At 45.0% G+C, this 12846-nt stretch carries 10 protein-coding genes; 4 read left to right on the top strand and 6 right to left on the bottom strand.

Going from position 1 to position 12846, the window contains the following annotated elements; translation table 11 throughout:
- Positions 1-137: 137 nt before the first annotated feature.
- Positions 138-1292, top strand: a complete 1155-nt coding sequence (locus I8J31_RS17185; protein ID WP_199469819.1) for a mandelate racemase family protein — start codon at positions 138-140, stop codon at positions 1290-1292.
- A 62-nt stretch (positions 1293-1354) separates the two neighbouring features.
- On the opposite strand, the gene I8J31_RS17180 is transcribed toward I8J31_RS17185, so the two are convergent.
- The 6 genes from I8J31_RS17180 to I8J31_RS17155 form a co-directional block, all read right to left on the bottom strand.
- Positions 1355-1855 (bottom strand): GNAT family N-acetyltransferase, encoded by a 501-nt coding sequence (locus tag I8J31_RS17180; protein ID WP_199469818.1) that lies wholly within the window; start codon positions 1853-1855, stop codon positions 1355-1357.
- A gap of 29 nt (positions 1856-1884) precedes the next feature.
- A complete protein-coding gene (locus I8J31_RS17175) occupies positions 1885-2631 on the bottom strand; it encodes a polysaccharide lyase family 20 protein (protein WP_233402872.1) in 747 nt (248 codons plus the stop codon).
- Between the two features lie 69 nt (positions 2632-2700).
- A complete protein-coding gene (locus I8J31_RS17170; protein WP_199469816.1) occupies positions 2701-4485 on the bottom strand; it encodes a S8 family peptidase in 1785 nt (594 codons plus the stop codon).
- Positions 4486-5044: 559 nt separating this feature from the next.
- Positions 5045-6022, bottom strand: a complete 978-nt coding sequence (locus tag I8J31_RS17165) for a sterol desaturase family protein (protein ID WP_199469815.1) — start codon at positions 6020-6022, stop codon at positions 5045-5047.
- A 93-nt stretch (positions 6023-6115) separates the two neighbouring features.
- On the bottom strand, positions 6116-7513 hold the full coding sequence (locus tag I8J31_RS17160; protein ID WP_199469814.1) for a DUF4856 domain-containing protein: 1398 nt from the start codon (positions 7511-7513) through the stop codon (positions 6116-6118).
- 164 nt (positions 7514-7677) lie between these two features.
- On the bottom strand, positions 7678-8637 hold the full coding sequence (locus I8J31_RS17155; protein ID WP_199469813.1) for a helix-turn-helix domain-containing protein: 960 nt from the start codon (positions 8635-8637) through the stop codon (positions 7678-7680).
- Positions 8638-8900: 263 nt separating this feature from the next.
- Between I8J31_RS17155 and I8J31_RS17150 the strand changes: the two genes are divergently transcribed.
- From I8J31_RS17150 to eat, 3 genes are all read left to right on the top strand, one after another.
- Positions 8901-10310 (top strand): ethanolamine ammonia-lyase subunit EutB, encoded by a 1410-nt coding sequence (locus tag I8J31_RS17150; protein ID WP_199469812.1) that lies wholly within the window; start codon positions 8901-8903, stop codon positions 10308-10310.
- Entirely contained in the window at positions 10310-11197 is an 888-nt protein-coding gene (eutC, locus tag I8J31_RS17145; protein WP_199469811.1) for an ethanolamine ammonia-lyase subunit EutC, read from the top strand. The genes I8J31_RS17150 and eutC overlap by 1 nt, the downstream gene beginning before the upstream one ends.
- Positions 11198-11266: 69 nt before the next feature.
- Positions 11267-12661, top strand: coding sequence for an ethanolamine permease (eat, locus tag I8J31_RS17140; protein WP_199469810.1), 1395 nt, complete (start codon positions 11267-11269; stop codon positions 12659-12661).
- Positions 12662-12846 lie beyond the last annotated feature (185 nt).

Genomic DNA, 12846 nt, shown 5'->3' with positions numbered 1-12846 from the left:
TCTCTATATTAATTATAGTGAGTCATAGTGCAGCAATTGAAAACAAGTTTCAAATATTTATGAAATCATGTTTCAAAAATATATTTTCATGGTATTTTGATTAGACAAAGGAAATTCAAAAATAAGGATGCTTTATCATGATAATTACCTCTGTCAGTGTAGACGTGTTTACTCACCTCACGCGTCGTAATGTAGACAGCGCTGGCCACTCTCATCCGGGTGAAGAAAAAGAAACCAAACTCGCCATGCTACGAATTCGCACCGAGAATGGAGATGTAGGCTACGCCTTTGGACCTCCAGAAATTATTCGTAAGCACGTTCTAGACGCCTTCGTTCGTAAAGTACTCATCGGAAAAAATGCCGCTGATCGCGAGCGACTCTGGCAAGACCTCACCCACTGGCAAAGAGGCAGCGCAGGACAATTAACAGACCGTGCTTTGGCTCTAGTCGAACAAGCCTTATGGGATTTGCTCGGGCGCAAGTTTGACATGCCTGTATACAAGCTACTAGGCGGCTACCGCGACAAGGTTCTCGCCTACGGCAGCACCATGTGTGGTGATGAACTAGAAGGCGGTCTTGCAACACCGGAAGACTATGCTCGCTTCGCCGAAACGCTTGTCCAACGTGGCTATAAAGCGATCAAGCTTCATACCTGGATGCCACCTGTGTCTTTTGCCCCTAGCCCAAAAATGGACATACACGCCTGTGCCGCCGTACGTGAAGCGGTTGGTCCAGAAATAGATCTAATGTTAGATGGCTACCATTGGTATAGCCGTACCGATGCCTACAAAATTGGCAAAGAACTGGAGCGGCTTAATTTTGCTTGGATCGAAGAACCCATGCCAGAAGAGTCCGCCGAATCCTATGCTTGGCTGAGTAAAAATCTCAATATTCCTGTGCTTGGGCCTGAAACGCTTTCAGGGAAACATTTAAGCCGAGCCAGCTGGGTAAAAAACGACGTGTGTGACATTTTAAGGGCGGGTGTGGCTGGCGTTGGCGGCATTAGTCCCTGTATGAAGGTTGCCCACCTAGCCGAATCGTTTGGCATGAATTGTGAAATCCATGGCAACGGTGCCCCTAACCTTGCTGTCGTTGGCGCCATTAAAAATTGTGATTGGTACGAGCGTGGTTTACTGCATCCTTTCTTGGAATACGATGACGTACCAAGCTACCTCAACAACCTAATCGACCCAATGGATGACGAAGGTTATGTGCATCTTCCACAACGGCCCGGTCTAGGAGAAGACATCAACTTTGACTACATTGCGAACCACACAGTAGAAAGGCTTTAGCCTATTAAACATCAAAGCTAAAAACGAGTTGAGCTATAAGCCCATTTTGGCTTATGGCTCAACTAACCAAGGTCTTTTTCAAACCATTCTACGTCCCAATACTGCCCCAATTTACGCCCCACTTCGCGATAAATGCCCACCGACTCAAAACCGAATTTTTGATGAATAATGTTTGATGCCTCGTTAGGCTGGGTAACACCAGCATAGGCGCGATGAACATCTTCTTCTGCCAGCAACTCAAATAACGTCATATACAAGGCTGTGCCCAAACCTCGCCCCTTTACCATGGATTTAAGATAAATACTTACCTCTACCGAGGTTTCATAAGCTTGTTTAGCTTTGAATGGCCCACTGCATGCGTAACCAAGAACTTCGCCATCCTGTTCCGCCACCAGCAACCGGTAACGACCTGTTGGTGCAAACTGTGTAAACCAGACTTTCCTTCGCTCCACAGTATAAGGCTCAATATCAAAGGTCGTGGCGGTATTAATAATATAATGATTATAAATATCAGTTAATTGCTTTAAATCCTCTATAACCGCTTGACGGATTTGCACACTCATCTTTACCTCCCGATGATTTAAAAAGCTGACTAAGGACGAAGTGACTCTCTAGTTTTACCACGCTTAACATTGGCATAATAAACAATTTGTCTAGGCACCTCGTCTTTTTTAGCTGCTGTTTTATATCTGGATAAAAAAGATCGATAAACACCATATTTGAAATAGACCTTATCTGCATTCATGGTCGGACCTTGATAATTCACTTTCTGCTCATCATTGACCCACACCTTAAAAAAGCCACTTTGTTCTTTTGCCCAACGCACATGCACTTCAAGCTTATGCCATTGACCTCGTAGACTTTCTTCTTCAATCAATTGGTAATATTGTTTTGTACCAGAAACATGGTCATCTAAATGATAACCACCACTGGCATTTTGAAACATCCAGACTGGATGAGAGGATTTCTGATGGAACTGGCCTAAAGCGGTTTTCGTAGGATAAACATTAGGGTAGTTTTTAGGGAAATAGATGGACCAGCCGTACCAATATTCACTGCCAGCCACTGTAGTTTTCTGCTTTTCAGATAACTCACTGCGCTCACGATCTTTTTCGCAATCGTTCCAGCTTTTATTCCAATAGCAATCCCCCGGACGGACTTCAAATTTTTCTATCTGTGCAACAGGTGCTGAACCTGTCACATCTCCAATCACTTGATAACCATAATCTTGGTTATTCAAAGAGCGCATGAAAGGACCAAAATCACCATCTTGAGAGTCTGCATGAATAAAAAAACTCGATACACTGAGCCATAAGATCACCCAAACTCGACCAGTCAAGCTCGTCACCTCGCCCATTAAAGTAAGTAATGAGACCTTTGTAAAAGCCGTACAAAGGTCTCAATTCAATTAATAAGTCGCCGTCAAGCTCACACCAGAACTCGCCCGATAACCATATAGCATAATATGATATGTCCCTGCATTAGGGTTCGTTATAGTACAGGTTTCATCATTACCATCGTATGCGGAATAACAATCGCTGCCTCTAAAAGTAGGTTCAGCATTGTATTTCACATACAAATCCACATCCCCTTGGCCGCCTGACGTTCTCAGTCTTAAACTTCCCGTATTGGCAGGAACATCTATGGTGTAATAACTATTTTCGCCCTCAGTTAACTGAATATTGGCGATTGCCACACCATTTTGCAATTGTGAACCGGAAACCGTGTCACCATTGTTATTATCATCACTTCCCGTGCTTCCATCATTCGAACCGCCATCGTTCTGCAAAGCCATCAATGCCGCATTAGCATCCAAAATTCCTGAGCCGCATTGGTTACATGTTGCGGAAAAAGATTTAGCAGAAGACACTAAAATGTTCTCAACTTCTGTCGGCGTAATGTCAGGCTTAACCGCGTACAACAAAGCAGCCACACCAGCAACATGGGGTGTCGCCATACTCGTCCCTTGATAATAAGCATAAGAATCATCAACGGCCCCTTCCTGCCCCGAATTAAGCGTCGATAAAACACCATAAGAACGGTCACCGCCCGGTGCCGCTAGATCAATGTTGTTACCATAATTTGAGTAACTTGCTCGACCACCTTGATCATTTGTGGCGGCAACCGTAATCACCCCCGAACAATTTGCTGGCTGCGTATTTACTGCATCGACATTATCATTACCAGCAGCGACTACAACCGTTACACCAAGAGAACGTGCTGTATCTACCGCATCTTGCATAGTACGGCCGCAACTCCCATTGCCACCGAGACTCATATTAATAACCTGAGCAGGGGTAGAATTAGATGGCACACCGGAAACAGAACCCCCTGCGGCCCAAATCACAGCATCGGAAAAATCAGACATCCAACCGCCACAACGACCTAATACACGCACGGGTAAAATCTTCGAGTCATACGCCACACCAGCTACCCCAAACCCGTTATTAGTCTGTGCCGCAATCGTCCCAGCCACATGAATGCCATGCCAAGTACTGTTATTACCATTATCACCTGAATTACAATAACCAGCCGAAGCCCAGTCACCCGGATCTATGGCGTCAGCATCCCTACCATCACCATCGACAGAGACATTAGTATCTGCAATAAAATCATAACCAGACAACAGATTATTCACCAAATCTACGTGTGGTAAATAGCCCGTATCTAAGACAGCTACCACAACATTTTCACCGGTAGAAACTTCCCAGGCATTCGGCATATCAATACCGGTATTGCTATCAAATAAGCTCCACTGGTCACTGTAACGCGAGTCATTTGGCACCATAAAAGCTTGATAACGAACATCTGGCTCAGCGTATTCAACCTGAGAATCAGACTTAAACCTATCCACTAGGGCTTTTAACTCGGTTGGTGTTTTTGGCTGCTCCACTTCAATAACACGAGCGCCTGTATGTAGCTTTCGTAAAACCGATAAGGTCTCACCGGTTTCTTCAGATAAACGACTTAGCAATGATGCCTGAGCTGTTTTTTGTGTGCTGAGAAATAAAGCATCATCGCCAAGAAGGCCTTGACTCTCTTTATATTTCACTATGATACGACTAGGCGTCGGATCGTTTACATTCACATACGAGGACGTTCCCAACTCAACGGCTTGTACACTACATGCTGCTATTGCAGCGGTTATTCCACTAACTTGGCGTACTTTTTTAAAAGTTCGTTCCATCGTCATAATAACTATCCCTTTATTAATTAATATCTTCCCTGATGACAAAGCACGACAGACTAAAACAATTTACTGAAGTCAGCTCCGTGCCAACCTTCAAGTATGTTAGTCAATGGTTCGTATGAACCATAAAGAATACAGCCATAAACTGGCTATGCTCTTTTAAACCATATGTCATAAATGAGTCAACTAAACGACATTTAAAAAAACTTAATACTTCGAGTATCTTTGTGCGAAGTTGTGAGCAAAACCAAGGCGAAGCAAAACAGACGAAAAAGTCGCGTTTATGGCTTATAAATGAACATTTGAAGCCTGCTGTTAGCAATGTATTGGACGCACAGCAATCGTGCAAAACCTCACTTCAGATACAGAGAGTCGAGAACAAAGGCTGAACACAGCACCAGCAAATCTAATCATGCCGGCGCTTTCCTCTAAAGTAGAAAGTGAATTGGCTTGTTCACGCCTTCCTGACCTTTGACGAAAAATGCAGTTTGATCAACGCCTTTTTGATCGACTCACTAAGAAAAGGGCATTTTGTTAGGCTTTCACTGCCAACAACACCGCATTACACTCGCTTCCGCCATAACGCCTTAAAAGGCTCTATGAGCTGTCGGCCTGCATTTTTACAAGGGAGAATATACAACCCAACAAAACTCGCTTTATCCAAAACGGTTTGGGTACCGAAAGTGATTTTCTGATCATCATGCCCAAAACGCAGAGAGCCAAAAAAGCGGTCCCAAATAGCCAGTACAACGCCAAAATTACAGTCATAATCCTTCACACTCGAAGAATGATGACGTTGATGTTGAGCAGGAGAAATAAACACTTTTTCCAACGTTCTTCCATAGCTGATAGACACATGGGAATGCCTAAGGTTGGCCCCAAGCAGATTAAAAAAGTAGGTAAAAATACTCACACTAAAAACAGTATAAAGTGACACCTGGTTCGGAAACAAAAAAACAAACACACCGATACAAAGCGCTTGCACAACGAGAGAACGAAGGAAGAACAAAACGCCTTCTATTGGATGAGTGCGAAATACCGTCATCGGCGTCATCACTTGGGCGCTGTGATGTACCGAGTGAAACGCCCACAATATGGGCCATTTATGCAGCAATCGATGAAGATAAAAACGCGAAAAATCATCCACTATAAAATAGCAAAAAGTAAATGAAGCAATCACCCAAGGCGTAGGAAGAGAGAACGATTGAAAAGAGCCAAACCACTGATGTGATTGGAAAAATACCCAACTCGTCAAAATAATTTTCGTTGGCAATAGAGGAATCAATAATGCCATCACAAATCGATTCAATAAAAACACGCCGTAATCCATACGCGCAGAGGAATGCCACCAGATTTGTGGTGAGAAAAGCGTTGCCATTCGGGCTTTTACCTGTCGGCCATAGCGAAGCCCTAACAATAACCAAGCAAAGAGAATGGCAGACAAAATATACCAGACAGAAACACGCTTTTGCATGTTGAAAAAATCTTGCCCTGCCTGCGATACAACAGAAAGAAGCCATTCACCAAAAGCAACCTCCATAATGTCCTCACAGTCGGTTTTAAAAGAGAAAGAAACGCCGCTTTCCCATCAATCAAAAAAAGCGGCGTTTTAGATTAATACAAAATCCATTGATTAATCGTTTTCAGCGCTACCGCCTGATTTCATCTGCTCCATCAGGTCATGCATACCGCCAGTCTTATCATTTAACTTGGCTTGCAAAGAAAACGCATCAGCCAAATGAGCCTGTAGCTTCAGCATATTCAGCTTATAGCCATTCATATCAATTGTTTTTGCTTGAATGAAAGCACCATCGGGCTTGGTTGCGACCACTTGGAAATCACCAAACAACACAGGGCTAAAACCGGTTAAACGGTTTAACTGAACTTGCGTGGCACCCAACTCACGGCCTGCGGCTTGAAGAGACAAGGTAAAGCCTTTCATCTCGCCCCAATGTTTCACATAGTTACGGTAGGCTTTTTTCACATCGCCATCCGCTTCTTCGACCGCTTGCAGCGTTTCTATGTCTTTATAAACACTGCCTGCGTATTTATAAGCTGCTTCCGCGATCACCTGCTGCCAATTCGTCGCAATCGTTTTCGCGTAGGCTCTAAGTGCATGCAGCTGCTCACTCGTTAAGGCTTCTCCATCCGCGTCCGCAATCAACTTACGGCCATCATAAAAAGCTTTGACTATGGTATGAAAATAATTGGTATTGCCAGAGGCATCAATGCTGGCGGCATAATAAGCGTGGGCATACGCCATTTCAGAAGCAAGATCAACAACACCATCTTTATTCGCGTCCGCCTTTTCAAAGTAATCAGGATTACGTTTCGTAATTTGAACCACTTCTTTAGGCGTTAATGATAAAGAATGAGCAGGTGCACCAAAATACCCAAAGCCTTCATCCCAAACGTGTTCTTTACCCGTGTAAGGTGTGCCTTTTTTATAAGGTTTGTTGTTCAGATAAACATCTGCACCCAATTTTTCATCCAAATAATGGTTCACAGACTTGTTATAAAACACCGCGCCCATGGTAAATTTTGAAATAAGTTGAGTGTAATCATAACCATTAACAGGGTCGTAACCGCCTTTTGTCGCCGCGGCTTTTTCGATCATCGAAGTCAGTACTTCTGCTGCCGTTAAGTTACCCGGCCAGCCAGTCATCACACCTTTATAAGCGCTCGACGCTAAATCTTTTCCTTTCGACAATTCATCTACTTGGGTTTGCTTAATGGCAAAACCTTCTTTGCTTTTCGGGTCAAGAATTTTACGACCCGAATCCTTACCAGAAAAATAAGCCAACAATTCTTTTGAAAGCGCCTCATTCGGTTTTCCATTTCCGGTTTTTGCTAAAGCTTTTAAAGAGTTATGCAGAGTATGGCGTGCAATTTGACCACCATAAGACACCGAGCTTTTTTTATCACCCTGATAATCCTTTTGAGTAATACCGAACTCATAAAACGGATCGGCGGCCAAGGTAACCGATGCTGCGCTTAATGCAACTAATGATGAAACCAACTTAATCTTCATGTTTTAACCTCAAGACTCACTTTATTCGTGATTTTATTTTTTTTAGAAAACCGCAGAGAAAATTAACATAAGGAAAAAGCTATCGCTATTGATTCTCATTGCCTATTTGTAAACATTTGCTATGAATAAGATAGTAAAAAACTATTTGAATAATTTGATTAGTATTAAGTACGCCTCTCAAGCGTATGAGAAGGCTGCTCACCAAACAGCTGTCTGTAGTCCTTGGCAAATTGGCTCAAATGCCAAAATCCCCATTGAGTGGCAAGGTCGCTAACCGATTGCCCGTCTTTCGCATTCACCAAATCACGACGAACGCCATTAAGACGACTAATACGTAAGTACTGAATAGGGCTGATGCCCAAAATGCTTTCAAAACTATATTGCAGCGTACGACGACTCACCTTGGTGACTTCACACAACTGAGTGACCGTCACCACATCATCTAAATGCTGGTCCAAAAACTGACGGGCCACATCGACGACCTGTTTACGATGATAATAGCTTGGGGTTTTAGCGGGTTTCGGGGTTTCGACCTTAAGTACTTCAAGCAAGGCCATCATCACAATGTCATGCTGTAAACGCGGGGAAGCATCTGAATTACTACCGGATAAAAGCCGAGCTAGCAAAAAACGTACTTCTTCTAAGGTCTTAGCAGGTACACCTAAACGGCCATATTCAGTTAACTCTTTCCAATTAAGGTCCACGCCATGGGTATTGGCCATTTTCATCAAGGTTGCTCGCTCCACGACCAACCCGTATAAGTCATAATCTTGTGGTGTCGTCAGTTCAAATTCACAATTTCCTGGACGACACATAATGCTGTCATTGCCAATGGTTAAGCCATTAATGCGACTTGCTTCCTGTTCAGCTAATGGAATACCGAGCCACACAGAATCAGGCCAAACCACACACTTCTGCTGCAAAGCTTGGCTGGTATGCTCTTTAAACGCCTGCAAATCATCAAAGGGCAATTCCGTGATGCTGCCATAAAAATTACCGCGGCTTGTTTGATCGTATTCTTGCTGCCAATTAGTCAGATTACTGGCATGAAGGTCCGCATCCCGCGCTTCCATGATGCGGACAGCATTGCTCTTATTTGGTGCACCTTTAATTTCAGACAACATCTTCCACCCCTCTTAAGCCGTGACTGGGCCTATCTCTTCCTTGGAAACAAATATAGTACATTGATATATATAGGATATTTAATTCTTCTCGGTATCTGACAAGCGTTTTTGCCATTATTCGATAACAGACAGATAGCATATTTTATTAAAGTACTCACTAGGAAATATATTTAGCAAGATATATGCCTTCACGATAAAGAGAATGTCAAAAAGGTCGCGAGCGCAGTCGTTCTGCAACAGCCTCATCAATGAGAAAAGTGCTTATGGCAAATCAACATCAATTTCGTAATCAAGTAGGTGAGCGTACCTTTGGCTTTGTTGACCTAGCCGACCTAATGGCCAAAGCCACACCAGCACGCTCAGGAGATAGACTCGCTGGCGTGGCCGCCGACAGTGCCGAAGAACGCGCTATCGCACAAATGACCCTCGCCGATGTGCCGCTCAATTTATTTCTTGAACAACTACTTGTGCCTTATGAAGAAGATGAAATTACTCGCCTAATCATAGACGAACATGACAAAGAGGCTTTCGCCCCGATTGCACACCTCACCGTGGGTGGTTTTCGTGACTGGTTGCTAAGTGATATTGCTACGCCAGCCATGCTGATAAAGATACGCGCTGGCGTCACCCCAGAAATGGCCGCCGCCGTCAGTAAGATTATGCGTAACCAAGACCTCATCTTAGTTGCCAAAAAATGCCATGTTAAAACCGCTTTTCGTAACACCATCGGCTTACCCGGCCACCTATCGACTCGCTTACAACCCAACCACCCAACCGACGACCTAACAGGCATTGCTGCCAGCATGCTAGACGGTTTGTTATACGCCAACGGCGATGCTGTCATCGGCATCAACCCAGCCACGGACAATGTTCAACAAGCAACGAACTTGATCAAAATGATGGACGACGTCATCCAGCATTACGACATTCCCACCCAGTCCTGTGTTTTGACCCACGTTACCAACACCATAGAATGCATCGAACAAGGCGCACCTGTCGATCTCGTCTTTCAATCCATTGGCGGCACCCAAGCCACCAATGACAGCTTTGGTTTTAACCTAGCCAACCTCGCCGAAGCACAAGCAGCGGCCTTATCGCTAAATCGTGGCACCGTCGGCAACAACGTCATGTATTTTGAAACAGGACAAGGCAGTTCATTATCGGCCAATGCCAATCATGGTTTAGACCAACAAACCTGTGAAGCCCGCGCCTATGCCGTTGCTCGTAAGTTTGACCCATTATTAGTCAATACCGTGGTGGGGTTTATCGGCCCAGAATATTTGTACGATGGCAAAGAAATTACTCGCGCAGGGTTAGAAGACCACTTCTGTGGCAAGCTACTGGGCTTACCCATGGGCTGTGATGTTTGCTACACCAATCACGCCGAAGCCGATCAAAACGACATGGACAACTTATTGACACTTTTAGGTGTCGCTGGGTGCACCTTTATTATGGGCATTCCCGGTTCAGACGACATTATGCTGAACTACCAGACGACCTCCTTTCACGATGCGTTATACGCCCGTCGCGTACTGGGTTTAAAACCGGCTCCTGAATTTGATGCTTGGCTAGCAAAAATGGACATCTTCAAAAACAACGAGCAATTTACCCTTAACCATGAATTACCCGATGCCTTCCACCAATCACTTAATCGCATGATTGGAGGCCACTGATGAGCCAAGACAAATCTTTCCCAACTCATCCCCATGCGGAACCCGTGACCAAAAACGCTTGGCGTAAACTTAACGCCTTTACCGATGCTCGCGTTGGCTTAGGTCGTTCGGGCATTAGTGTCCCGACCAAGCACTTACTGGCTTTCCAGCTCGCCCATGCACAAGCGATTGATGCGGTGCATACACAACTCGATTCTGCCCAACTAGCAGACGCCCTAATGGAACAGGACTGGGCTCCTGACTGTGCCCCCCTATTGCTGCACAGCCGCGCGACGGATCGCGCAACCTATTTACAGCGTCCAGATTACGGTCGCTTGCTTGACCAAACCTCCGCACAAAAGCTGGACAAGCATAGCCAACAACATTCGCAAACCTCTTATCAAAGTTATGACCTTGCCATTGCCGTAGTCGATGGTCTCTCCTCGCGTGCCATTGAGCAAAATACCTTACCTTTTTTAAACGCACTTTTTAGTCACATTCAACCCCATAAGCTCTCTCGAAAAGACACCCAAAAAGACAACTGGAACATCGCACCGATCTGCATTGTAGAACAAGGCCGAGTCGCCATTGGCGACGATATTTGCCAACGCCTCAACGCAAAATGCGTTCTCGTATTAATCGGCGAACGTCCGGGACTGAGCTCACCAGATAGCCTTGGCTTGTACCTTACCTGGGGTGGAAAAGTCGGCTATACCGATGCTTACCGAAATTGCATTTCCAATGTTCGTCCTGCGGGATTGGTTTACCAAGAAGCCGCCCGCAAAGCCTTTTACTTATTAAACGAAGCACGAACCTTGAAACTATCCGGAGTGACATTAAAAGACAGATCAGATGATGAGCGAGTGATAGACACAAGCAAGGAATCCGAAAACTTTCTTATTTCTTAGCCATGGAAATACTAAAAGCCACACGGCTACGGAAGAAAAAACAAAAAATTAGCGAATAAGGAAATGACTATGTCAGAACCAATGGATAAAGAATACTTAGCAAAGCGTCAGTTAAAACGCGGTTCAGCAGGCTGGATTCTGCTTGCCGGCCTCGGGGTTTCTTATGTTATTTCAGGTGACTTTGCTGGTTGGAATTTTGGCATCGCCGAAGCCGGTTGGGGTGGTTTTGCCATTGCCGCCGGACTCATGGCCGTAATGTATTTTACTCTGGTACTGTCTCTCGCCGAAATGTCAGCAGCGATTCCGGCGGCGGGCGGTGGCTATAGCTTTGCTCGTCAAGCCATGGGGCCAACAGGTGGTTACCTAACAGGTTTGGCTGTCTTAATTGAATACGCCCTCGCTCCAGCGGCGATTGTTATCTTTATCGGTTCAGCGGTAGAAGCCCTATTGGGCTTCAATGGACCTTGGGTCTACGCCGCATTTTATATCATCTTCATTGGCATTCATTTAGCCGGTGCCGGTGAAGCACTAAAAGTCATGATGGTCATCAGTGCCTTAGCCGTCATTGCCATTATTGCCACGGCGGTGGCCTTGATTGGTGATTTCGACACTAACCGTTTATTTGACGTGGCCGTCACCGATGCCAATGGTGCCTCGGCATTCATGCCAATGGGCTGGTATGGTGTATGGGCCGCCTTACCATTTGGCATGTGGTTATTTCTCGCGGTGGAAGGCGTACCATTGGCTGCCGAAGAAGCAAAAGACCCGGCCAAGGATGTACCGAAAGGCATTATCGGCGCGATGGTCTTCCTGCTTTTTACCGCCCTATTAGTGGTTTTTCTCTTAGCAGGCGCCGCCGGTGCCGATGCAATCGGAAAAAGTGCCGTTCCTTTAGTCGATGCACTTAATGTCGCAGGCCATGAAACCTTAGCGACCGTGGTAAACGTATTAGGTTTAGCAGGGTTAATCGCCTCTTTCTTCTCCATCATTTACGGTTACAGCCGTTTAGTGTTTGCCCTATCTCGTGCGGGTTATATTCCACAGAGCTTATCGGTAACAGACAAACGTAAAGTCCCTTCTCGCGCTTTGATCGTTCCAGGGATTTTAGGTTTTCTAGCGTCATTAACTGGTGAAGGCGACCTAATGTTGGCCATGGCCGTTGTCGGTGCCACGGTTTCTTATGCCCTAATGGCGCTCAGCCATATCTTGCTGCGGATCAAGCAACCTGACATGCATCGCCCATATAAAACACCGGGCGGCATTTTTACCTCGTCGGTCGCGTTCGTTTTGTCATTACTAGCATTAACTGGGGTATACGCTTATGACCCAAGAGCGTTCAACTACACACTAGTCTTGTTCCTAATCGGTGCAGTTTACTTCTTTTTCTACAGCAAAAAGCACCTTGTTGCGAAAACACCAGAAGAAGAATTCGCCATGTTGGCAGAAGCGGAAGCCGCTCTCTAAACACCAACCTAATTTGGTGAAAAAAACCGTCTCTATTTGGTAGAAAAAAGGCCTGAATTTGAAAAAATCGGGCCTTTTTATGTTTTTTTTCCTTATCTATCAAAATCCCCCCTATCCCTTTGCTAGCAAGCGCTTCGTAGGAAAAATTAAAATATCAAACTTGCAAAAGTGGGCATGCTATTTGC

Source organism: Marinomonas transparens (genome assembly GCF_016463975.1).
In the GTDB taxonomy this organism is placed as follows: domain Bacteria; phylum Pseudomonadota; class Gammaproteobacteria; order Pseudomonadales; family Marinomonadaceae; genus Marinomonas; species Marinomonas transparens.
Note: the sequence above shows the minus strand (reverse complement) of the source record. Positions and strands in the feature narration are given on the sequence as shown.